This is a genomic window from Peribacillus simplex NBRC 15720 = DSM 1321 (assembly GCF_002243645.1).
Taxonomy (GTDB): Bacteria; Bacillota; Bacilli; order Bacillales; family DSM-1321; genus Peribacillus; species Peribacillus simplex.
In genome coordinates this window covers 3,424,477-3,446,982 of record NZ_CP017704.1, presented here as the reverse complement: position 1 = coordinate 3,446,982, position 22,506 = coordinate 3,424,477, and the positions used below count along the sequence as shown (strand labels likewise).

Sequence of the window (22,506 nt, the reverse complement as noted above, 5' to 3'; positions counted from 1 at the left end):
CGATGAGGTTTTCTCCTACTTCCAGTGACCAATTCCTTCCGAAGAAATGTTAAAGAGTATTCCCGAAATGAAAGAAGAACTTCGTAGACCTATGTTCTTAATAATCTCAGCAGAAAAGTAAATGTTTATTATGCGTTCCTGCAAGATGCATTTCTTCACAATGTTAGAAGATAAAGTTATTTCGTTTTAACGCAAATCCCTCCTAATTTACTACAATAAACCCCCTCGAAAATGCTTATAATATATCCAGGCATCTAATGTGGACAGATCTCTAAAATTTTTTGTATTTATAAAGGAGAGAAATAAAATGCAAACATTTAAAAAAGTTACAGCAGAAACAACAATTCAAGCACCCATAGAAAAGGTGTGGAAGTATTGGACAGAGCCGGATCATATAACAAAATGGAACAATCCTTCAGATGATTGGCACACACCATTTGCCGAAAATGATCTAAGACCAGGTGGGAAATTCGTTTCAAGAATGGAAGCCAAAGATGGCAGTGCTGGTTTCGATTTTGGTGGAATCTATGATGAAGTAAAATTACATGAGGTTATTGCTTATACCATGGGTGATGGAAGAAAAGTAAAAATCACTTTTAAAGAACAAGAAAACGAAATCGAAGTAATTGAAACTTTTGATGCTGAAACTATAAATCCGATTGAGTTTCAAAAACAAGGATGGCAGGCGATTTTAAATAATTTCAAAAAATATGTTGAGCAAACAAACAATTAAAAAAGTTGCTCCAGTTATTAATTTTATAAGTCATTAAAATCATTAGTGGCGTATCTGTGGATATAAAATAACCACAGATACCGCCATTTTTTATTTTTCCTTTATTGTACTAACCTGCCCCTTTAGTTCCATAAGAAAAGGAGCTGCTGATCAGCTCCGGTAATGAAGTAAAGCATCCGATAGTTAAAGAAAGACATACCTAATGAATGAATTTCCAGTTGTAAAAATGAGTAATACACCACTACCGATGAAAACAATCCGCCAGAACCAATAACTACCTATAAAAGGTAAAATATCGATTTTTCCTTCTTCAACTTCCTTTATACCCTTATACAACCACTTGTACTGAAACAAACCAATCCATAGAAAAATAACTCCCGTTACAAAAACAAATGAACCACCTATCATTTCCTCCATTTCATCGAACTCCCTTTTTCATCCTACCATTATCTTAGTATATATTACGCTTCAACAAATCTTCCCCTATTGTTGCATAAAGAAAAAGCTGCCTTAATGACAGCTTTGATCTTCAGCTAACGCACCCGTTAGTTCATTAAGCAAAGGTTGCTTCAACAACCTCCCTTATTGATGTAAAGCACGTATTCCCTGACTTTCTTTGAGTGTGGGGTGTTGAGAAAGTATCTTGCTGAAAAGATCGAGACTTATCTTTTTATTCAGCTACCTAAGCCAAGTGAGTATCCAAATGTTTTAAAAATTTCTGCTGGAGATTACTGGTGTATCCAAAATAACGGCTGGTCTATTGATTCTGCTACTGAAATTTTTAGTGAGGAATGGATTTCTGATGACGAGTTTTTTGTCACCGAATCTGAAATTTATGGGAATAATAAACTCTATCATCAATTGAAAAAAGAACTTCGAATAAGAAAAACATAGGGAGATTTTAGTCTTCCTATGTTTTCATTCATATTATTTATCTGTTTGTTTTTGCTTCTTTTTCAAATACTCCGCACGTATTTTTTCAAGATGCTGCTTTTTATCAAATTTGGCAGGCGTCTGTTTTTCATGAAACTTTGTCACAGCTACCTTACCTTTGGTATCCAATTGATATTTTCCCACTTTGTTCACCTACTTTTCTTGTCTTTAAAGAGAATCTATTCAACAAATATAATATACCTTATTTTACTGAAGTAAACCTTATTACTTTATTAGTGTACTGCTAACTTTGCATATATCAGTAAAAACATTAAAAACTTAGTAAAATAATTCATCGCCAAATGGTATTCATTTCATTGCTATAATCAAAATAAAATGCCTTGACACTCTGCATAAGCCTCAATAATTCTATTTACTGTTTGTTCAGCTCTATTCTAAAGGTCCAATTGTTCGGTAAATAAGGTTTAAAATATTAAAACAATCTAAGTCTACTCCATCTTTTAAATGGTTCTTAATGCTAATAACCATTACGTTCTCGATGATTTCAAATTTAGGTTTCTGAGGGGAAATATTGTTTTTTTGCAAAGTCTTTTTACTACTTGTTAAAAAAAATCTACATCCCCAATATTTTTCTCCAAAAAATCACCCCTTGTTATTAACTTTTCTACTTATATCTATCTTAATCCAAATATCACCTTATTCAACTAACCTGCCCCTTTAGTTCCATAAGAATAAGCTGCCCTAAAGACGCTCCGATCTTCAGCTAACGCACCCTATAGTTTAAGTAGAAACCTTCACAATCCCTTATACATGTTAACATAATCCAATCCCTTAAATGTATTGTTCTAGAATCTTACTCATTACAAAAAGACGCCTTCTTATTCAAGAAAAGCGCCCGATTATTGAATAACTTTTATTCGATAATTCCTTTCGGAACATCTTTTTTTTGTTGGGGAATCTAGCTTCCCGTTGGAAGTATTTTAACCTCATATTCTTATCCACTATCTAATTCCTATAAAACTAAAAAAGAAAGATGGTCTTCTCCAAACTTAGACTATTCTTCATAATTAAAGAGAATGTCCCAGGTTTCCGGTCCGACAATTCCATCTACTTTTAGTCCGAATTTTTTCTGAAAATCCTTTACTTTAAGCTGAGTGTTCGGACCAAAAACACCATCAATTTTAATCGATCCCCCAGCATCATTAAGACGCGCTTGAATGTATGTTACATTTATGCCCTGATCCCCAATTTTAACGGCATGGCCCGGATAAGGAAATGCAGTATGATAGAGCGCAGTCCAAGTTGAAGGCCCTACTATCCCATCAGCTTTCAAATGTCTCTGCATTTGAAATCCTTTGACTTTCTTAAGGGTTGTCGGACCAAATATGCCATCTACATAGATTGGTACATTGTTTTTGTTTAGCTGGTTTTGTACTTTTCTCACATCAGATCCTCGAGCTCCGTACTTTATGACATGGCCCGGATAAGGTTCACTTGCGGCTTTTATTTCATGGGTGTTTGTATTTGATTTTGTACTCGCTGATGCTTCAGTCATTGTTGGAAGTTGAGTTTGAAATGCAATGATTCCAGCTGCTGACAAACAGAAAAAGGATTTTTTTAAACTCATAATAATTTCCTCCTTAAATATAAATCCGTACTACATTATTTCAGAAAACTGCTCATTCGCTTAATTACAATTATTTAAAAACTTGTTATTTTATTCAATATTTAATTCTACTAAAAAAGACACTTTCCATTTTCCAGAAAAGCGCCCTTTTATTGAATATCACTATTTATCTTTTAATTATCTAATACAAAGTATCTATGTAATAAATGGAATTCAGTTGTTTGACTAAATATCACTAGGTAAGGTAGCCGAATTGTTGATAGTTCATCATACTTTAAGTTGATGGACTTATCAGCTTTACATATTTTCTATTCGATATTTTTCAAGTAAACTTTTAATTGCTTTTCCAATTTTAATTCTTCTTTGATTGACTATTTTTTCACGCTGACTTTCAGCTTCAATCCAATCTATGCAGCATTAACATCTGCATAGAGTATCTTTTTTTATTAAGACTTATTCATGATCATAGTAGCTCTTTCTGCCTTGTATGTAAGAGTTGGCAAGGTCCAATGCTTTTTGAACGGCACCAATTCGGTTATAAAAGTGGAAGAGTTTTTTTTCGTAGTGTTCAATAAACATGGTGAAGCCCATATTTTTAAAAAAAGGAAGGGCTGTAGTCTCAATAAAATGATAGTAATCGTCTTCTTCATGATTAAGCTGATAAAGGTGTAATTCAAAAAAAATCCAGTTATACGATTTTGTCGATTTTGCTATTCTTAGGCCTTTATGTGCTAATTCCAATAAAATCTCGAATGAGAGTAGTTTTCCTTTATAACAAGTATTAATATAACCATCTAATGCAGTTAAATAATGAGGAACCTTTTCATCAATTAGTTCCATGGCTTCTGTGTATAGTTCGGATGCTTCTTTGTATTTTTTTCTTCTGTAAAGTTCAAATGCAAGATTATTAAGGAGCTTTGATTTACGGTCTATTTCATTAATGGTATCACAGGTACGTATTAATTGTTCGTAACGTTCTTTCGTCTCTTCAAAATCATGAAGCTCCTTTGCATTTAATTGTAATAACATGATCGTCTCTGTATCAATTATTCGGATGACATTTAACGTTTTTTGAAAATAGTCAAGGACTTTCTCTGCATAATAATACGATATTATATTAGAATGAATAAGGTGATAGGCTAGTGCCAAATGGTAATAATATTCAAAATGATTATATTGACTTTGATCAATCGATGTTAAAATTTGAATACAATCTCGATACTGTCCGTTGTGAAAATAATACATACCTAGAACATTCTTTAACATATTGCGGTCTTGCGGAGAAAAAGATGATTCATTTTTTTGCAGGTTTTGAATAATTAATAATGCTGTTTCTAATTGATAATTAGATAAATAATACCTTGCAGAGAGTAATTGATAGAAAACTTGAAAATCTGGCAATTGAATCAGTGTTTCTTTTTCGATTTCATCTTTTAAAATTTCTGATTCTTTGCTTTGTTGCATAACGAACGTGTCGTGCCATAACTTTAGTTTCTTTTGAAGATTATGATACCGCACAAATTCATCATCAAGACAGATATTCAATCTTTGGGATAATAAGTGAGTAATTTCCCCTGAGTAATCTGTTATCCCTCGTTCTATCTTACTAAGATGTGTAACCGAACAAATCCCCCCACAAAGCTGCCCCTGAGTCAACCCTGCTTTTTCACGATAAAACTTGATAAGTTTCCCCTCAATCATAGCTGCACCTCTAGATTGTAATTTTATCTACTATATATAGAAAAAAATGAATATATAATCTATATATTCTAGTAAAATTAAGAAAAGCGCAAGGCTACTTTGATAGCTTCCCTCTATTTATTAGCTTTTTCAATAATCACTCTTGTCTCCCTTTTTTACGAATTCCCAATCTACCTCAATATTTTATTCTGAAGAAAATTCAAATAACGCAACCTTATTGGAATACTCTCCTTCTTTAAAAATACTTTTAGAAAAATTTTATACTTTCTTTAAAAGTTAAAACACGATGAAGCTAAGCTTTCATCGTGTTTTTTAATATTTATGGCTGTATTCCCAACTCAACTAAAATTGATTCTAATGTCTTACCTTTATACTTCTTCTTTGGTTTTGGAGCATTATCGACATGCTCATTTTGCTTGAGATAGTTTGTTTGAACATATTTCATATCTTTAGCATCAACCATTCCATCAAAGGTGATATCCGCTGCACGCTTCTTTGTTTTCCATGCATTTTGAATTTCAATCGCATCTAGAACATCAATGACATTGTCTTGGTTTACATCACCTGCAGTAATATCAAGGGCAGGTATCCAGCGATTTTGACCGTATAACTCACCATTGTGCTCAAAACCAATACCAGAATTTAGTTTTTCTTTCGTGGCAAAGTGGCCTGGGACTTTCATTTCAATCGTGAAGGCATTTGTGCTTAACGGCAGCTTGTTGAATACATATTGTCCATTTTCTTCTACCGTTGATGTCGCATCGAACTCATTTTCTTCTGAATCAAAGATTTTCACTGTACCGCCAACCTTGCTCCAATCCCTTTTCTCTGTAACAGTCCCATCTTCATTTTTAAATCCTTGCGGAGTGACATAACCTCTAGCCATTGAGAATTGAGGGTTAACCTTCCAACTATAACCAGATTTTAACACACTGCTTGTCTGATTATTAGCATCCATTACGCTCACAATCGGATTAATCGCTGCTCCGAGGGTATATTGATCATCCTGAACCTTTAACGTAACCTCAACGACTTTTGCATGGTCCAATGCTTTACTCTCTTCATTAAATTGGACAGTAACGACCTTGTCTTTAATCGTTAAAGAGGCTTTGTCCGAGAATTTGCTGTGAAGCTTGGCATCAACTAACTCTACGCTATCTAAACCTCTGTCAAAGTCTCCGTCACCATTAAAGTTCCATTCCGCCTTTGACACTGCGTTTAGGTTATCTAATGATAGCGTTGCTTTTACCGTATCGCCTGTTTTCACCTCATACTTTTCGCCAATAGTATACGCGACAGGTGTACCTTCTTTTACAAAGTAATATTGCTTTGTTGCCGGTTTGTTTCCTGCCATATCATATCCATTCATGCGGAATTGAAGTGCTGGGATGGATTCATCCAGGGCGATTTCTTCGACAAACTTTCCTTCTTTATCCATTGGAATTGGCGTAGAAGGGAAACCACCTTGACCCCAGTAATACACCATCGAGTTCGATGATTGATCGATATTTACGCCCAATTTCTTTAGTTCGTCAATGGTTGGATCTGTGATTTGAATGTCGAATGGATATGTTTCTTGACCTGGCTTATATTCAATAAATGGAGACTTTCCATCAAGTGAACTTTTGAAGCTCGGTGCATCGAGATCGATGAGCAAATGCTGCGTTTCAGTTGTAACCTTCCCGGAAGTACCTGTACCAATGAATTTCAACTTGTAATGTCCCGGTTTTTTCACATAACTTGCTTCTTCCGAAATGGGCTGTTTTGAGTTTCCTGTAAACTCATAAAAAGCTCCATTAAATGCATATAATCCATAATCTACATTGTCATAAGCGTAATCTAAATTTATTGTTCCGACCAAACCGAGGTCCTTTCCTGTTTTGCCATCTTGAAGAACGACATCCATTTTTTCCATTGGTGCACGAAGGTTAAAATCAGCTAATACAAATGGAGTACGCATAGGATCCCATGCCACTTGGTTTAAATGACTTGGGGAATAGGCAGGATTTAGTACCTCAACCTTATTAAACCCATCTTCCATTGTTCGGAAGCTGAAAGGAATCCGATACTGCTCTGATGAATTCGCATTGTTTGTTAATGTAATATAGCCTTCGTAAATTCCATCCTTTGCTTTCTTAGGGATAAGCAAACGTGGTGTTACTTTTTTGAAGTCTTCACTTTTTACAGAAATTTTGCTTGGAATATCCAGCTTCACTCCATTTTCCTTCAAGCTGTTTGAACCATTCGATTCAGTTACAGATACACTGAAAGTTTTGTTTACTTTATCATGGTTTTCAATAGTGATTGATTTTTTTAGATTTAGTTTTTTATCTGCATAGTGAACGTCAAAGCTGAGTCCGCCCGTCAATTCTTTTACCTTGATTAATTCCTCAGCACCTGGAACAAATGTTTTATCGTTAATTTTGAAGCTTGTTCCACTATACACAGCTTGGTATGGATCAACTCTTCCTGCTCCAACTTCAAATACACTATAGTCTCCGTTGAGAGGATCTGCCGTATTCATTAGAACGGCTTTAATATCTTCCGGCTCAAATTGCGGATTCGCTTGAAGCAAGAGTGCTGCAATCCCTGCTGTATGAGGAGTAGCCATAGATGTTCCAGAATATCTGGAATATGCATATTGATAGTTTTCTTGATGTTCAGCGTCCACCATATAAGAAGGGACTGTTGAAAGAACACTTACTCCCGGTGCCGTCACTTCTGGCTTCATATCGTATGTTTCTCTTGCCGGGCCTCTTGAGCTAAAGTCCGCTAAGTGGTCACCTTCTGTTTGTTTATCCGCGTATTTGGAGAAAGTAAAATTCGCTTCACCTGCTTGAATCTGTGCTTTAATGCTTTCTCCCGCTTCTTTTGTTAAAGAAAATGACGGCACAAAGTCAACGGACTCTCCAAGATTGGCATTAATTTGCCCTTCCACATTATTATAAAGAAGAACGGCGGCTGCTCCATTTTGTTTCGCATTGCTGACCTTTTCGGCTAAGGCGAATTCTCCGCGTTCCACAAGTGCAATTTTCCCTTTTACATCCTTGCCGGAATAATCAGAGCCATTTCCTAAACCGACATTCACTACCTCATAGGATTTTCCTTCCCATTCCTTTAATTGGTCTGAATAGTGGCGTGCCAAACTAACAAGTTCGATCGAATCTTTATTTCCGATTTTCCCATTGAAAGTAGAAACCGCCATCGGCACATCACTCGCCCCGACTGTCAAAGCAAGTGCTGCTGAGCCAGGTGAACCTAATGTATAATCATCTGATCCTGCATTTCCAGCTGCTACAACTGCTGTTACATCATTAAGGACAGCATAGTTAATGGCAGTACTGGTTGGATCATAAGGATCATTGATGTCCGATCCGAGGGAAAGGTTGATAACATCCATGCCATCGTTTACAGCTTTTTCTATACCTGCAATGACCCCTTCAGATGATCCTGATCCATATGGTCCAAGAACACGATACGAATATAAATCCACATCAGGAGCCACACCTTTCACAGAAACCTCTGCATTCGTTCCTTGTCCAGCAATGGTACCTGCGACATGTGTTCCATGGGAAGTATAATAGGAAGAACCGGACCAGCTAAATTCTGGTTGCCCCGACGCTTGCCAATCCTTGTAAGTTGCCTCCATTGGATCATTATCTTGATCAACTAAATCGTAACCGCCCTTATAGGCATCCTTCAAATCAGGGTGGTTGTAATCAATCCCTGTATCAAGAACCCCAACTTTGATTCCTTTTCCTGTAATACCTTCATTGTGCAGCTGGTCAATTTTTAAATATGGAATACTTTCAACGGATGTACCAGGGGCTGATTTCTCTCCCATGGCGATCGGATCGACCTTAAATTCTACATCTTTATATACTGCTTTTACGACTTCGGATTGTAAAAGCTGCTCTACCTGATTAGCTGGCAGCTTCATAGCTACCCCGTTATAAACGGTCTTAAAGGTAGAAGTGATTTTATGACCTGTTTTCTTGCTTCTAAGATTAGTAGATGGAAGAATCGATTGAATGTCTTTATTAAACTGAGCATGTTCCTTTACTACTTGATCATCCGCTTGTTTTTTAGAAAGCTTCTTTCCTTTTACATTCGCATCCAAGACTGCAACTTTTCCCGGCTTTGATTTAAACTGGACGATGACCGAGATTTCTTTATCCTTTTTTAACTCTTCCATTTTAAATCCTTGCAATCCGACATTATCTGTCATTTCAAGTTTATTTAACGCTTTTCGTTGTTCACTTGTCAACGAAGCCAAGACGTCTTCTGCCTTTATGTTCGCTGCATTTGCATAAGGAATGAAAGGCGTGTTTGCTGATGATAGCAGCAAGCCAGCTGACAGCGTAATCGCCGCTGTTCGTTTAATGAATGAATGAATTTTCATATGTTCCCTACTTTCTTAGTTAAATAGAAGATTTCCGAAAAAAATATCCCTTTCTAAAAATTTAAAATATTCTCATAATAATATTAATTGCCTTTGTATTGGATTTCAATTGGTTTAATTTTGTAGTTATTTCTACCTTCTTTTTCTATTAGATGCTCTAAAAAGGTATTATTCCTGCGAAAATTAGTAAAAAAGACTTAAATTCATTTTTATAAATTGGGGTTTTCTTTAGTAAAATAAGAAAATATGAATTCCATTGAGTGAGTTGGGGAGGGGAAGGTCTATACTTAAGTTGCAGCAAAAAGGTTTATTCCTGAAAATATCCAAATTAACTTCCAAGTGTTATTCTATTATCTGGCCCAATTGTTGAACAAAGATCAAACAGCACTGTTGAACCAACCTGCCTTTAGCTACATAAGAAAAAGAGCTGCCGAAACAGCTCCCTTTTTGAAGTAAAGCACCCGTTAGTTCCATAAAGAAAAGGATTGCCACAGCAACCCTCTTGTTAAACTCAAGAATCCGTTACCGAAGCAGAGCAAAATTAGTTGTGAGCAGTATTTCTTCTATACCAATCCTCTAATGACATCTCTCCAAAGGATTCCTCAAAGTCCAATCTTAAAGGAGCAATCAATTCAAGAGGATTTCCGTCTGGGTCATTAAAATAAATAGCTGCGTGAGCTTGTGGATTGTTATCAAGAACTAAAGGTTGTTGTTCTTCAGTTAAGTCAAAAGTTGTACGAATTTCGATTCCTTTACTATTTAACCAATCCTTTGCTGATGTCATGTCCTCTATATCTATTTGTAAAGCTACATGTCGTATTGAAGGATGGTACGGGATTTCTACATGGTTCGTTTCCCATAGACCAAGCCAACTTTTACCTTTCTCAATCCAGAAGAAAGCTAATTTATCATTTTGATATGCAATTTCTAAATCTAACTTTTTATAAAATTTTATTGAGTTTTCAAGATTACTTACAGGTAAATGTGCCTCATAAAGACCTTTTATCATTTCTCGTCCCACCTCGTTATGATATCTATAAATCCCTTATATTTACTGTATCACGCTAATATTTGGAATCTCCAGATATTAGTATGAATCAAGCCACATTTTTAATCGTATTTTTTGAGTTAAATCAGAATTTTGTTGAACTAACTTGCTCCTTTAGTTCCATAAGAAAAAGGCTGCCTCAGCAACCCCTGTTATTGAAGTATAGCACCTGTTAGTTGAACAAGACTGAGTATTTACCGTGTATAATGTTCTCTAAAAATCAGTTTATATTTTGGCTTAAAATCAATTTCTATTGTTTGTTGGGAATCCTCATTCAGAACCGTTAAAAGTACACTTGATAGTTCCTTTTTGTCTGCTGTAATCTTAAATTTGTTAACTCGTTTTAAATCCAAAAGTGATAACAATTTATTTGAAGTGGGTTGGGTTACTTGTATTTTTACTTCACCGTAAGATGGAGAAAGTGTAACAGTAAAGTCTTCCTCTCCATTAGAAAATTGATATGTTGCTTTATTGTAATAAAACGGTAAATCTTTCGCAGTGGTCTCAAATAATATAGGTTCACACTCAAACAACGAAAGAAAGTCGTTTGCTTCCGGGAATACATTCACTCACCATCAACACCTTTTAACTCCCAATTTTAACACTTTCTTGTTGAGCAACCCTTCCCCGTTAGTTACAAATAGAAATAGCTGCCTTTTTTTAAAAGTCCTTTGACTTACCTTTCTTTTGTTTGGATAGGGCAGATAGAATGGATTGTTCGCCCATCTCGTGATTTCCTAAAAATTTCTTAGTCAGACTTAAATTAAGAACAATTTTGTAAACGATCGTGGCTGAAACGATACTGATGATGGCTCCGACAATAACATCTGCTGGATAATGGACACCTACCCAAATTCGCGAAATACCTACAAAGACAGCCAAAATTCCCCATAAAAACCCCCAACCCCTTTTGAACAACCAGAAGGTTATACAAAATGAAAAAAATATGATCGTATGGTCGCTTGGAAAGGAATTATTGACTGCTTTTTCAACTAACTTATTAACGTTGGACAACTCAGCAAATGGTTGATAATTCGAGTGGAATTGCGCTGCTATTTTCGCCAATATTTCCGAGATAACTAATGTAATAAATGCACAGATTACCATAATTCTATTTTTATTTCTTCGAGAAAACAAAAACATCAGGACTGCCAATACTAAGAAAAAAATCATGTATTCAGCGATGAATACAAAGAAAGGATTTAAATCGGTGTATTGTTTACCTAGATTATTAATCATTCTAAACAATTTACTATTCATTTCGGACAAAGCCATTGAAAAATTCCCTCCTAATTCTATTATCACTTTAACCTTTATTAAGCTCCACTATGTAAATAAGATGAACTTCAATTAAACCTATATTTTACATCTTTCAGACAGAAAGTCCATCATCAACTTACATAATAAATGTATTCCAATCCTCAAATACAAATATGGTTTATCTTGGAGATAAAAAATCGTACCTTCCCATTTGTCTGATAGAGAAGCCGTGTCTTATGCGTGGATTTCAGGATAAAGTTCCAGGTCAGCCAGATTCTTTATTAACTCAGCATTTTGATTGAACGAAGTGCATTACTGGTGAATAAGTAATATATAGTAATAGACAATTCACTTAGTCTATTACTTTTTTATTGCACAGTTTGTATCTTATGCACACTGGGGTGTATTTTACTTGTTGTTATGGAACTAACCTGCCCCGTTAGTTTTATAAGAAAATACCAAATCAGTAATGATTTTTTGGTTTATCATGTTTATAAACGGTTTAACTTTTTTGATCGGATGTTGTCAGGCAAGGATTTTTTCTACTATTGCTGTACTAATTATTAAAAGGTTTTCTTTATTTTCAGCTGTACTCCATAGTAACAAAGGGATAATTTTAAAAAACAGAAAACCTTCTTATAAGTACTATCGTCTATATATCTAGGGAAGGAAGTGTGAACTGTTTTGGAGGAGTTTGTGTTTAAATGGTCTCAAATGAAAGATAACGAATCCTTACTGGATGAAATCATGTCCCTTTATGGACAGGATATTCTGCAATTGGTCTATTCCTATGTAAAAGATGCAGTTGTGGCAGAGGACCTGACACAGGAGATTTTCATCAAATGCTATAAGGCGCTGCCCACGTATAACCAACAATCAAATATAAGGACGTGGCTTTGGAGAATTGCTATTAACCATTGTAAGGATTATAGGAAAAGCTGGTACTTCCGAAAAGTTTCGACTGCGGAAGAGGAGCAGGAATGGACTTCTACCGATAATGTGGAAGAAGAGATCATTCAGCAGGATGAAGACAGGCAGCTTGCTGATGCAGTCATGGAACTGCCAATCCACTATCGCGAGCTCATTTATCTCCATTATTTTCAGGAAATGAAGCTCAAGGAGATTTCTGAAATTACCGGGGTCAAACTTGGAACGGTGAAGACCCGGATGCGCCAGGCGAAAAGAAGGTTAAAAACCTATTGGGAGGAATCCACCGATGGAAGATAAATTAACACGCTTGAAATCGGCTATGAAAAAGCATACATTTCTTGATTTGAAATTCACGGAAAACCATAGAAACTCCATCCATACCGCTATCGAAAAGCAGGATGTAAGTAGGGAAGACATCTTGATTGGTATTTTCAGATCATTGGATAAGGAGAAAAGTGGTTATCAAATTAATGAATCTCTTTACCAGAAAGGCATCCGGAAATTTGAAAATAATGAAGGCTCCTTGTATGCTGTCTTGCATGAGCTTGAGAAGGAAGGCTGGCTCCAGTCTTTTTGGGAAACTGAAGAAAGAAAGCTCTATTCCTTGGATGAACGTGCGAAAAAGTGGCTAAAGAAAAAGGAATCTAAAAGTGGTTCCGCCTCTGCTCTTTGGCGGACAGCGTTTGAAGGAGGAGGAACCGATTGAGAAGCAATCATTTTTTAGATGAGGTTTCGTCATATATTCGATCAAAAGAAGCAAAAAAATATATAGAAGCTGAATTAAAAGCCCATTTGCATCAAGCTAAAACTGAACTGGTCAAAAAAGGATATACAGAAGATGAAGCAGAGGAACTGGCTGTCCGAAAAATGGGAAGCCCCGCTGACATTGGACAGAAGATGGACGAGCTGCACAGGCCGAAGATTGATTGGAAGCTAATGAGCATGTTTCTATTCATGTCAGCTACGGGTCTGTTTTTGTTTTGGTTCTTATTTAAGAATGGTAATTCATTTTCAGTGCTGAAGCAGGTATATTCTGTCACAGGAAGTGTCATTTTGGCCTGTGTCCTTCTTTTTTTCGATTATCGGAAACTTCAGAGATGGGGCTGGGTTTTCTTTACGATGGGATGTCTGATTCTTGTTCAGTTCCAATATTCCAATTTAACAATGAACGGGCGTCCTCAAATGAATATTATGGGCCTTTTATCGGTCGATTCTATTGTGGTTCTGCCAATTTTTCTGCTTGCCTGGGCCGGAATGCTGCAATCAAAAAAGATGAATGTTTATTTGGCTGCCATTTTATACATTTGTTCTGCCTTTTTGTTTATGGTTACAGCCAACTTGCAGGCGGTGGCGCTTTACTCATTGATGGTCGCTGTAATGGTCTGGAAGAGCGGCCTAAATAAAAGGAAAATCCTTATCACTGCAGCGGTCCTGCTTACTACATGTGTTTCACTTCTGCTTATAGAGTTAGCGTTGAAAGATATAAGGACCTATCAATTTGAAAGACTTTTTGCGTTCATTACGCCTGAAAAATTCAGTGAGACATCGGGGTATATATATTTGAAACTGGAAAAGCTAATTGAGGATGCCGGATGGTTTGGACATTTTGGTTCCCTCGGGGAGATTGATTTTTCAAATGAAATGATGACGGATTTTATCTTTGTAACGATTACCTATACGCTTGGCTGGGCCGGGGCCTTGCTCATTGGTCTGCTGTTTTTATGGATGATCTGGCGAATTTCTCGTATATTCCAAACTGTGAAAGACCCATTTGGGAAAATGCTTGTTTCCGGCAGTTTTGCCATATTCACTGCACAGGTAACTATCAGCATCGGAATGTCTCTCGGCTTATTACCAATAATAAGCGTATCCCTGCCATTTATGAGCTATGGTGCTTTATCAGCGATGATTAACGCCTGCTTGTTTGGTCTGGTTTTAAGTGTGTATCACAAAAAAAATATTATACTGATGAAGAAAATATGAGAGTATGGTACTGTAGCTCATACTCTCTTTTCTGAAGAAACTAGGAATGGGTAAAGGCCAAGCTTTGAAAGATGCAATGAATCATGAGGATAATTAACAGGTGGAAAATTCCCTGAAAGTTGAATATATAGGAACTGATAAATGATCAGTAAGTCGATTTATCAAAATATAGAACTAATTAAGATCTAGTGTATTTTGGAATCAAGATTGATCAAAATTTCCTCTTGAACCCCCATATTAGCGAAAATAAAAAGAATCCATTTTGAAAATAGATTGATCGAAATGGATTCCTTTCCATAGATTACACTTCAATTTTGCGAGGCAAATTTTTTAACATCTTACATGTTTGCGTTTAAAACCAAGCTTTCCTTTATCGACTTCTTTTTGAATACTTTCGTAAGCATTTAGAAAACTGCTTTTTTTCTTGTCCCGTTTGACTTCTACTGTTCCTATTGCCTTTGCGGTCTCGACTGCCTTTTCATGGAGTGGCACATATGAAATCCCCACGGTGTATAGAAAATTATTCATAGCGGATTTCGTTCGTTCTGGCGAATCGTGAATCGTATTTTTCACAATTTCAAGCATATTGGAAATCTTGCTTTCTGAAAATTCAACGTCTAGGCGATTCCCTAAAAGCCAGCAGTAGCAACTCCAACCCGCTGACATTCTCAGCTCTTCACCGCTTGCGATCCATTTATCAGAAACTTCTTGTGCAATATCTGACTCTGATAAAGTTACAGCCACTACAAAATCAGACAGCATATAAAAATACGCAGCATCCATCCAACGATCATAATCCGACTCAGTCATGGCTTTTGGGTCTGCAATAATGCCTGCAAAGTACATTGCATCGTAGTTCCCCGTGGAATAAAGCTCTTCAGCTAAACGTTGATCTATTTTTATTTTCTTTGCAATTGGTTTCATAGCGCCTGTAGCCACGCCAAAAAGCGGCTCATGCGCACCATTGGATATGTAAATTTTTTTAGTTCGTTCCTTGCCAAGGGCTTCTAGCTCCTGCATAACCATTTCTAAATTCATCGTTTAGCACTTCCTTCTTTTTGGAGTTTTCCCCCTAATATTTTGCCCATAAAATATATCACCATTATCCTATAACAAACTACCATTTGTCAGCAAAACTACCGTCTAAGCACATGAGTGTCACGCAGGAATCCACTTAACAACGCTTAGAATCATGGGATTTCCCCTTTGGACTTGTTCAACTAACCTGCCCCGTTTGTATTTATTTTCTTTTGGAACGCATACCTTTAAGTTTTGTAATGTCAACTTGATTAAGCAATTGGTTATACATTTCACTCTTAGCATCATATATGGCAATTTTCCCTTGATTATTATAATGAATTCCCCAACCATGATTCTTTACTAAAGGAGAAGCTCTGAAGCAAGCCTTGGGTTTTGAAAAAAACTGTTCTCGAAGTTCATCTGCATTTTTCTCTTCAATTTGATTCTTGATCATGTATGTTTTGAATTGTACGTCGTCTTGTGTAAATTTATATGGGTTATTATTAATTAAATCATGCTCAATATAAGCAATTGTGTGTTTTTCGTTTCTGATGATAGGTACCTTTCCTGAAGTAACTTTTGAATCCTCTGAAATGGTAATAAGTGTGTTCTTATAACTCATATAACAACCTCCTTATTAAGCAGTGTGATTACCCTTATACCATATTATACCATCATCATCTTCCTGTATGCTGCCCCGTTAGTGCCAAAAGAAAAAGGCTGCCTCAGCACTCTTCACTTCACTGAATTTACTTGTTTTAGTTCGTTAAGTTACAGCAAGAAAAAAAAATTTTTTGTTCATTCCATAAAATTGTCATCAAACCATAGAATAATTTTCATATAACAACTATTGCTATTAATGTGCCGAACGCAGCTTTTCTCCAAAACCCCTTTTCTTACAGGAAAGCTAGTATTAAAGAGACTATAAATACTGAAATCGTTATTAAGAAAATATGATTTCCAATAAAATCAACAACAGGTGCTAAAACAAAAAAATTAGTTACTCATATCATTAAAAAGGAAAACTGATAATAACCCAGCATTTTTTTCAATGCGCTACCTCCATATCGTTCTCTTATTTATCACCTGGACCGTAAAAGGTATTAATAGCCCAAAAGTTTAAAAGGATGAGGATTCACATGAAAAAGGGTGAGGTCCGAAGACCATCACCTCAACATTTGGGGAGAACAACAAAAACATGTGGACTCCATTTATCTTAATCTTATGCCTGAATGCTTGACTGTTCGGTTTGAGCTTTCCATTCTTCCTGACGGAACTCTTTTTCCCACTTCGAAACCACAATACAAGCAAGAACATGTCCAGGAGTATTACAAGCAGTACGTGCCATATCCAGCACACGGTCAATGCCTGCTATAATTGCAACGCCTTCTGCAGGAAGCCCTACTGCTGAGGCTGTGGCTAAAAGGACAACCAGCGAACCGGATGGAACAGCAGCAATTCCTTTTGAAGTTGCAACAAGAACACCCATTACAATCAACTGTTGGCCAAAATCCATCGGGATGCCATATGCTTGTGCCAAGAAAATAGAGCAAACAGAAAGGTACAATGTCGAACCATCACAATTCAGTGATAGCCCAGAAGGAATAACGAATGAAACAACACGTTTCGAACAACCGTATGCTTCCATTCGATCCATTAACTGAGGCAGAATGGTTTCCGTACTTGTTGTAGAAAAAGCGATAAGGAACAAATCCCATACCATTCGAAACACTTTAAAGTAAGAAATCTTCAAGAACCAAGCAATTATTGGAAACAGAACGAAAATAACAATAGCAAGTCCAAGATACACAACCCCAATCAATTTTGCCATAGGGATTAAAAGGGCGATACCATACTGACCTACAGAGGCTGCCATGAGAGATAGTACACCAATCGGTGCGGTTACCATGACCATTTGTGTCAGTTTAAACATGATATTTGCAACTGATTCCATAAACTTCATTGCCGGCTCTGACTTTTTGCCAATTGCTCCAGCAGCTGCACCAAATAAAATTGCGAAGAATATAACAGCTAATAAATCACTTTTTGCCATCGCATCAACAATGTTGCTTGGAATGATGTTAACAAGCATCGTTTTAAAATCGACAACTTTGGTAACGCTTTCATTTAATTGTGTTATATCTTTCTGGGCAAGATGGGACAAATTAAGCCCAGCACCAGGCTTTAAAATGTTAACAAGTAAAAGACCAATACCTAGAATCAGAGTGGTAATAAATTCAAACCATATAATTGTTTTAAGTCCTAACGACCCCATTTTTTTCATGTTTCCGTCGCCTGATGACCCAATGACAATAGTAGTGAAAACAATAGGCACAACAATCATTTTAATGAGATGAATAAAAGCGTCGCCAATTGGTCTTAAAGATTGGCCAAGTTCAGGAAAAAAATGTCCGATAAGTGCTCCAATAAACAATGCAATTAACACTTGAAAAGCAAAAAACTTTTTCATAGATTGTCCTCCCTGAACGAAAGATTAATAGCATCATCACACAATAAATCAATAAATAGATAATTCCTTTTTCTTTTGACTATTTAATGAGAAAGAAGAAATAGCTTTTAAAATTGTTTCTGCATATTTCATAGCTAACCCCCAATGTAAATAAATTTGTAAATATAGAAAATACTGTATCATTTTTTCGTAATTCAGTAAAATACTGAATTACTATAAAGTTATAAGAATTAATTATTAATCCCGTTCGAATAATAAATGCACTTCCAACACAAAAAAGGGCAGTGTTAATCAATTTTAGTAAATTATACAAAAATATTTAGATATTAATTTATATTAGAAACTTTCCATATAAAAAGCTACCCATTAAGAATGGGTAGCAAGTAATACAAGTTATTTGAAAATAATTTGTAGTTTTCCATATACTTTGCCAGAAGAATATCCATCTTTCACATCAACATAGAATTTACCTATTTTCATACCTGTGAATAATGTCTTTCCACCTGCTAAGCTATGATAGCCTGTGCACTTTCCAGTACTAGCATTGCAGAGGCGAGACCATACGTTACTATAATTAGTCAATAACTTACTTCCAGAAGAGGTCTTTAAATAGATTGGGGAAACTAGTTCTACCTCTAAGTCACTACCGCTGTTAGGATTTCCAATTTCACCATCCCATTTTCCATCTTCTGTTTGAAAAGAATACTGAGGAACACTTGCTTGTGCAGAAGAAGTACATAATACCATTCCACCTGCCAGAACCAACACAAAGGTACTTAAGATTGAAAATAAGCTTTTTATGTTATTTCCTCCTCCAATCTTTATCCCTTCCATAATATCAGAATAAACTGACTATTAAAATAGTTAAAAATGACCAAAGCTTCTTAGGTTCAAACATCTTTTGGTTTCGTCAATTTCATCAATTGCAATACCATAATTCACCTATAATTCAACCGAATTTCTTTGTTGAATTTTACTGCCCCTTACGTACTATAAAAATAATAATTTCATCACTAATGATCTTTTTCCTTATTCAACAAAGCTGCCTTAAGACAGCTCCAATCTTAAGCTAACGCACCTTTTTGTTTAAGTACATCCCTTCATAAACTTGCTAAATGCCTAGGTTGTTTACACTTTTATTGACTAACACGCATGATGCTGAAGCGATTTTTATTTTTGTTCCGCAATCGGGCCAGATAATTGATTTACACTCGGTAGTTAATTTAGATATTTATGTTAAAAATAGTGATTGAGAAGGAATGTACTTAAAGTAACGGGGCAGTTAGTGCAATAATGCAGTTACTCAACCATCGCGCGGTATTTGTATGAACCAGTTGTATAAACATAAGCAAATGCCCCTCATAATGAAAGAATCTCCAACAGAATGCTGGAGAATTCTTAAGATTATTTTTTAAAACTTATCCGGAAACTGCTTTACAACTCCCGCAGAGATATTATCTGCCATTAGGATTATATGTGTGACCCCATCGTCAATTGAAACGATCCTTGCGTTCCAATCTTTTGCTAAGCTTGCAGTTAAATCATTTGTCACTAATTTCAGATGCATATACAGCAAATTTTTTAGATCTTCATTTTTCAAATAGGGGTTGGCACCGCTAAGGAAAGCTGCTATTTCATCAGCATTTCTATACCATTCTTTGTTTAGCTGTTGCACCAAGGCATTATTTCCGCTTTTAGCCGCATCTACAATCTTTCCCGCAATAACAATATGCTCCTTAAGCAGATCCGTAAGTTTGTTCCCAGCTTTCTCTCCGTATACTGGCTTTACAGCATTACCAATATCCTCCTGATTCTTCAGAAGCCTAGCCAGTACCTGTTTTTGATCCTCCGCTCCAGCCGTTGTTGCACTTGTAATATAATTACTTGTCCACAATACATGATCAATCCAAAGTCTCCTGAATTCATTTTCGAACTTTACCTCAGATTGGCTAATACGTTGTACCTGCGGTTTAGCATATGCACTGGTTGTTCCAGCCACCATGTTTAGAGGAAATAAAAAAATAAATCCCATCAATAATAATTTTTTCATAAAACCATCTCCTTCCAAAGTTAAAATCACCTTTTTATTATTGATAATATGGAATTTTAATATTCATAATAATGGTTCTACTTACACTGTTGATCTGTAAATAAGTGGATTTTAAATGAAGGAGCAAAAAAACAAGTTATTCCTTATGGAACTCTCCGCCCCGTTAGTTCCATAAGAAACTTCTATGGCTGCGATCCTCGCCGCCACCATCTATCACGAAACATGCTCGGAGTATAACGAGAGTTTTTTTGTAAATAATAAGATTGTTAAACAATACATTGAGGAGGACTTGTATGCAACAGGATCAACAAGCTAATGAGAATTTGGGTTCTATTATGAAACCAGAATTTTCTGGAACTGATGCACAAAAAGTAAAACAAGAAATTCAAAAAGATGTAAGCGAAGGACAAGGTGCAATGACTTCCCGTGAGGCAGGAGCAATGCGCGATTAATAAACCACTCTGAGTGGTTTTTTATTTTTCTGCTTCAAAATTAAACACTTTACACCTCTCATTTCGACTTGATGGAGATGCTGTAAACTTAATGATTAAGCACGGTTGGTTTGAAAGACCACCTCAAGCCATTGACCGTGAATACCTAGCTAAAGAAATAAACAAATAAATATAGCAGAAGGTAAGCTACAATTAATTGGGTAACCCTTATTTTTAACCTTCCCCGTTAGTTCCATAAGAAAAAGCTGTCTTAAAGACAGCTCTGATCTTCAGCTAACGCACCCGTCGGTTCAAAAAAACTGGGTTTTTGCCGTGTATTATGTTCTCTAAAAATCAGTTTATAGCTGCTTTTCTGCCTTTTATGACAGCTCCGGTTTACCACTAGTGAGAAATCCGTTAGTTCCTTAACGCTTTTCTGACTTTCCTTGCAAAAACTAATGGGTCATCAACAGCCTCGATATTAACGTAAATCAAATTCGGATTATCAAAAAGCCACTCATTGTGTATGGATGAAACTATTATTCCTTGTTTAAGAATGGAAGCAACAAAATTCTCAACTTCTTTTTGCAAGAGTGCTACCCTACCTAGACACAATGCTCGTCCAGTCTTATTATCTCTTGATTCAAATGAGAAAGAAGAGGTCACGCTAAAACGTTTTCCTAAAATTTTTGCTTTTATTTCATTTCGATTTATGGTTGTCACACATTTCCCACCCGCAAATCCTTCTTGGCCGCCGATAATTCTTGCAAACTCTTGACAAATTAATTCATCATTAGATGCCATCTATTCATCTCCTCCCTAGTATTAATAGGATATGAATTAATGATTTGATCCGAAACGGATATACATCTATTTTGAATTACAAATTTTGAAAATTGTTTATATCTTATTCAAACTATTCTGCTCCCCTTAGCTCCATAAGAAAAGAGCTGATCGTCACAGCTCACTAATGAATTAACGCACCTGTTAGTTCTATAAGACTTATTGCAGAGTTGACACATACTGTGTCACAAAGTATTTATATAAAATCAAAAAATAACTGCTCCTCAAAGAGCAGGAGCAGAAAAAAAGATGTTATTTCACAACCTTAAGAGGAACAAGTACTTTATTAAAAAAAGACGTTTCGAGCTTGGCTAACCAACCGTTTCCGTTTTCTCCATTAGCTACTTGAGCAGCGTGTTTTTTGTGAAATTCTGCTACCCGTTTATTATGCTCTTTATGCCATTGGTGCATTGAATTATGTTTCATTCTTATTGCCTCCTTACCGTTTAATTATATTTCTAGAAAAGTTGAATAGAAAGTGCTTCTTATTCAACTTTTGAAAAAGAGGAAATCGATAAGTTAATAAATATAAATATAAATATGCACAGTTCGTATACACTATGCTTGATCCTAAGCTAAAGCACCCGTTTGTTTAAGTACAATTTATCACAATGTGAGTCTGTATAATTCATTTATTAGTGAATTATACTTTCAGTTCTGATTATAAAGTCTATTTTGTTAAGTAGAAGTGACACTTCACAACTTTAGTGAAGAATAGTTCTTTTAAAATTAAATAACTTTATTGTCTTTTTACAATTTTCTCGGTATTGTAAGCGAGAAATTAGCTTTTTCTTCAAAATGCCAGTCAGTGGTCGGTGTATACTATAATAAATTATAGTCTAACCTTAACCTCAGTGCCGTCCTTAGCTTTGACATCTACTAGCACGATCCCCTTATAATTTTTCAGCTCCTTGACGATAGGCTTTAGCGTTTCTTTTTCTATTAGTGGAAAGGTAAAGTCCATTTTTTTTCTTTCGAAGTGCTCTTTTGTCCATTTGTTTGCATGTTGCTGAATGAATTTTGAAGACAAAATTGAAATAACAATGTTTAAAATAGCATACGGAATTGGAATGGTAAACCGAACGCCTTTCGCTTTCACTTTTACATGCATCAT

Annotated in this window: 22 protein-coding genes and 1 pseudogene; 7 read left to right on the top strand and 16 right to left on the bottom strand. The window is 35.8% G+C overall.

Features of this window, described 5'->3' with window-relative positions:
* Positions 1 to 28: 28 nt before the first annotated feature.
* Positions 29 to 121, top strand: a pseudogene (locus tag BS1321_RS28200) (class I SAM-dependent methyltransferase); the annotation flags it as partial.
* Between the two features lie 186 nt (positions 122 to 307).
* Complete coding sequence (locus BS1321_RS16575) at positions 308 to 733, top strand: SRPBCC family protein (RefSeq protein WP_063235821.1); 426 nt, start codon at positions 308 to 310, stop codon at positions 731 to 733.
* 183 nt (positions 734 to 916) lie between these two features.
* Here the strand turns inward: BS1321_RS16575 and BS1321_RS16570 are convergent, their stop codons facing one another.
* Complete coding sequence (locus tag BS1321_RS16570) at positions 917 to 1,150, bottom strand: hypothetical protein (RefSeq protein ID WP_063235820.1); 234 nt, start codon at positions 1,148 to 1,150, stop codon at positions 917 to 919.
* Between the two features lie 213 nt (positions 1,151 to 1,363).
* Between BS1321_RS16570 and BS1321_RS16565 the strand changes: the two genes are divergently transcribed.
* Complete coding sequence (locus BS1321_RS16565; protein WP_056529736.1) at positions 1,364 to 1,627, top strand: hypothetical protein; 264 nt, start codon at positions 1,364 to 1,366, stop codon at positions 1,625 to 1,627.
* A 33-nt stretch (positions 1,628 to 1,660) separates the two neighbouring features.
* On the opposite strand, the gene BS1321_RS27870 is transcribed toward BS1321_RS16565, so the two are convergent.
* The 7 genes from BS1321_RS27870 to BS1321_RS16530 form a co-directional block, all read right to left on the bottom strand.
* Positions 1,661 to 1,810: a hypothetical protein gene (locus BS1321_RS27870; RefSeq protein WP_094246623.1), complete on the bottom strand. Its 150-nt coding sequence runs from the start codon at positions 1,808 to 1,810 to the stop codon at positions 1,661 to 1,663.
* An 871-nt stretch (positions 1,811 to 2,681) separates the two neighbouring features.
* Positions 2,682 to 3,254: a peptidoglycan-binding domain-containing protein gene (locus tag BS1321_RS16555; RefSeq protein WP_063236396.1), complete on the bottom strand. Its 573-nt coding sequence runs from the start codon at positions 3,252 to 3,254 to the stop codon at positions 2,682 to 2,684.
* Between the two features lie 453 nt (positions 3,255 to 3,707).
* Positions 3,708 to 4,955: a helix-turn-helix domain-containing protein gene (locus tag BS1321_RS16550; RefSeq protein ID WP_063236395.1), complete on the bottom strand. Its 1,248-nt coding sequence runs from the start codon at positions 4,953 to 4,955 to the stop codon at positions 3,708 to 3,710.
* Between the two features lie 319 nt (positions 4,956 to 5,274).
* Positions 5,275 to 9,357, bottom strand: a complete 4,083-nt coding sequence (locus BS1321_RS16545) for a S8 family serine peptidase (RefSeq protein ID WP_063236394.1) — start codon at positions 9,355 to 9,357, stop codon at positions 5,275 to 5,277.
* Between the two features lie 541 nt (positions 9,358 to 9,898).
* On the bottom strand, positions 9,899 to 10,366 hold the full coding sequence (locus tag BS1321_RS16540) for a VOC family protein (RefSeq protein WP_063236393.1): 468 nt from the start codon (positions 10,364 to 10,366) through the stop codon (positions 9,899 to 9,901).
* Between the two features lie 233 nt (positions 10,367 to 10,599).
* Positions 10,600 to 10,974 (bottom strand): hypothetical protein, encoded by a 375-nt coding sequence (locus tag BS1321_RS16535; protein WP_063236392.1) that lies wholly within the window; start codon positions 10,972 to 10,974, stop codon positions 10,600 to 10,602.
* 91 nt (positions 10,975 to 11,065) lie between these two features.
* On the bottom strand, positions 11,066 to 11,680 hold the full coding sequence (locus BS1321_RS16530) for an undecaprenyl-diphosphatase (RefSeq protein ID WP_063236391.1): 615 nt from the start codon (positions 11,678 to 11,680) through the stop codon (positions 11,066 to 11,068).
* A 669-nt stretch (positions 11,681 to 12,349) separates the two neighbouring features.
* Between BS1321_RS16530 and BS1321_RS16525 the strand changes: the two genes are divergently transcribed.
* Genes BS1321_RS16525 through BS1321_RS16515 form a run of 3 tightly spaced genes read left to right on the top strand, consistent with a single transcriptional unit; the run spans position 12,350 to position 14,578 of the window.
* Positions 12,350 to 12,892 (top strand): sigma-70 family RNA polymerase sigma factor, encoded by a 543-nt coding sequence (locus tag BS1321_RS16525; protein ID WP_063236390.1) that lies wholly within the window; start codon positions 12,350 to 12,352, stop codon positions 12,890 to 12,892.
* A complete protein-coding gene (locus BS1321_RS16520; protein WP_063236389.1) occupies positions 12,882 to 13,301 on the top strand; it encodes a PadR family transcriptional regulator in 420 nt (139 codons plus the stop codon). The genes BS1321_RS16525 and BS1321_RS16520 overlap by 11 nt, the downstream gene beginning before the upstream one ends.
* Complete coding sequence (locus BS1321_RS16515; RefSeq protein WP_063236388.1) at positions 13,298 to 14,578, top strand: FtsW/RodA/SpoVE family cell cycle protein; 1,281 nt, start codon at positions 13,298 to 13,300, stop codon at positions 14,576 to 14,578. The genes BS1321_RS16520 and BS1321_RS16515 overlap by 4 nt, the downstream gene beginning before the upstream one ends.
* A 330-nt stretch (positions 14,579 to 14,908) precedes the next feature.
* On the opposite strand, the gene BS1321_RS16510 is transcribed toward BS1321_RS16515, so the two are convergent.
* The 5 genes from BS1321_RS16510 to BS1321_RS16490 form a co-directional block, all read right to left on the bottom strand.
* Entirely contained in the window at positions 14,909 to 15,616 is a 708-nt protein-coding gene (locus BS1321_RS16510) for a DNA alkylation repair protein (RefSeq protein ID WP_063236387.1), read from the bottom strand.
* Between the two features lie 202 nt (positions 15,617 to 15,818).
* Complete coding sequence (locus BS1321_RS16505) at positions 15,819 to 16,220, bottom strand: DUF6157 family protein (protein WP_063236386.1); 402 nt, start codon at positions 16,218 to 16,220, stop codon at positions 15,819 to 15,821.
* A 600-nt stretch (positions 16,221 to 16,820) separates the two neighbouring features.
* Positions 16,821 to 18,068: a dicarboxylate/amino acid:cation symporter gene (locus tag BS1321_RS16500; RefSeq protein WP_063236385.1), complete on the bottom strand. Its 1,248-nt coding sequence runs from the start codon at positions 18,066 to 18,068 to the stop codon at positions 16,821 to 16,823.
* A 393-nt stretch (positions 18,069 to 18,461) separates the two neighbouring features.
* Positions 18,462 to 18,902 (bottom strand): hypothetical protein, encoded by a 441-nt coding sequence (locus BS1321_RS16495; protein WP_063236384.1) that lies wholly within the window; start codon positions 18,900 to 18,902, stop codon positions 18,462 to 18,464.
* Positions 18,903 to 19,479: 577 nt separating this feature from the next.
* Positions 19,480 to 20,118 carry a hypothetical protein gene (locus BS1321_RS16490; protein ID WP_063236383.1) on the bottom strand — a complete coding sequence of 213 codons (639 nt, stop codon included), beginning with the start codon at positions 20,116 to 20,118 and terminating at the stop codon, positions 19,480 to 19,482.
* Between the two features lie 293 nt (positions 20,119 to 20,411).
* Between BS1321_RS16490 and BS1321_RS27865 the strand changes: the two genes are divergently transcribed.
* Complete coding sequence (locus BS1321_RS27865) at positions 20,412 to 20,570, top strand: hypothetical protein (protein ID WP_169803994.1); 159 nt, start codon at positions 20,412 to 20,414, stop codon at positions 20,568 to 20,570.
* A gap of 396 nt (positions 20,571 to 20,966) precedes the next feature.
* Here the strand turns inward: BS1321_RS27865 and BS1321_RS16485 are convergent, their stop codons facing one another.
* The 3 genes from BS1321_RS16485 to BS1321_RS16480 all read right to left on the bottom strand — a co-directional run bounded on the left by BS1321_RS16485 (position 20,967) and on the right by BS1321_RS16480 (position 22,506).
* The gene (locus BS1321_RS16485; RefSeq protein WP_063236561.1) at positions 20,967 to 21,353 is read right to left on the bottom strand and encodes a DUF1259 domain-containing protein; all 387 of its coding nucleotides are present in this window, start codon (positions 21,351 to 21,353) and stop codon (positions 20,967 to 20,969) included.
* Positions 21,354 to 21,644: 291 nt separating this feature from the next.
* The gene (locus BS1321_RS27860) at positions 21,645 to 21,818 is read right to left on the bottom strand and encodes a hypothetical protein (RefSeq protein ID WP_169803995.1); all 174 of its coding nucleotides are present in this window, start codon (positions 21,816 to 21,818) and stop codon (positions 21,645 to 21,647) included.
* Between the two features lie 406 nt (positions 21,819 to 22,224).
* Positions 22,225 to 22,506 (bottom strand): hypothetical protein, encoded by a 282-nt coding sequence (locus tag BS1321_RS16480; protein WP_063236562.1) that lies wholly within the window; start codon positions 22,504 to 22,506, stop codon positions 22,225 to 22,227.

Coding starts and splice junctions, on each gene's coding strand:
- BS1321_RS16575 (WP_063235821.1), top strand. CDS start 308: ATGCAAACATTTAAAAAAGTTACAGCAGAAACAACAATTCAAGCACCC.
- BS1321_RS16570 (WP_063235820.1), bottom strand. CDS start 1,150: ATGGAGGAAATGATAGGTGGTTCATTTGTTTTTGTAACGGGAGTTATT.
- BS1321_RS16555 (WP_063236396.1), bottom strand. CDS start 3,254: ATGAGTTTAAAAAAATCCTTTTTCTGTTTGTCAGCAGCTGGAATCATT.
- BS1321_RS16550 (WP_063236395.1), bottom strand. CDS start 4,955: ATGATTGAGGGGAAACTTATCAAGTTTTATCGTGAAAAAGCAGGGTTG.
- BS1321_RS16545 (WP_063236394.1), bottom strand. CDS start 9,357: ATGAAAATTCATTCATTCATTAAACGAACAGCGGCGATTACGCTGTCA.
- BS1321_RS16540 (WP_063236393.1), bottom strand. CDS start 10,366: ATGATAAAAGGTCTTTATGAGGCACATTTACCTGTAAGTAATCTTGAA.
- BS1321_RS16530 (WP_063236391.1), bottom strand. CDS start 11,680: ATGGCTTTGTCCGAAATGAATAGTAAATTGTTTAGAATGATTAATAAT.
- BS1321_RS16520 (WP_063236389.1), top strand. CDS start 12,882: ATGGAAGATAAATTAACACGCTTGAAATCGGCTATGAAAAAGCATACA.
- BS1321_RS16510 (WP_063236387.1), bottom strand. CDS start 15,616: ATGAATTTAGAAATGGTTATGCAGGAGCTAGAAGCCCTTGGCAAGGAA.
- BS1321_RS16505 (WP_063236386.1), bottom strand. CDS start 16,220: ATGAGTTATAAGAACACACTTATTACCATTTCAGAGGATTCAAAAGTT.
- BS1321_RS16500 (WP_063236385.1), bottom strand. CDS start 18,068: ATGAAAAAGTTTTTTGCTTTTCAAGTGTTAATTGCATTGTTTATTGGA.
- BS1321_RS16495 (WP_063236384.1), bottom strand. CDS start 18,902: ATGGAAGGGATAAAGATTGGAGGAGGAAATAACATAAAAAGCTTATTT.
- BS1321_RS16490 (WP_063236383.1), bottom strand. CDS start 20,118: ATGAAAAAATTATTATTGATGGGATTTATTTTTTTATTTCCTCTAAAC.
- BS1321_RS27865 (WP_169803994.1), top strand. CDS start 20,412: ATGCAACAGGATCAACAAGCTAATGAGAATTTGGGTTCTATTATGAAA.
- BS1321_RS16485 (WP_063236561.1), bottom strand. CDS start 21,353: ATGGCATCTAATGATGAATTAATTTGTCAAGAGTTTGCAAGAATTATC.
- BS1321_RS27860 (WP_169803995.1), bottom strand. CDS start 21,818: ATGAAACATAATTCAATGCACCAATGGCATAAAGAGCATAATAAACGG.
- BS1321_RS16480 (WP_063236562.1), bottom strand. CDS start 22,506: ATGATGCATGTAAAAGTGAAAGCGAAAGGCGTTCGGTTTACCATTCCA.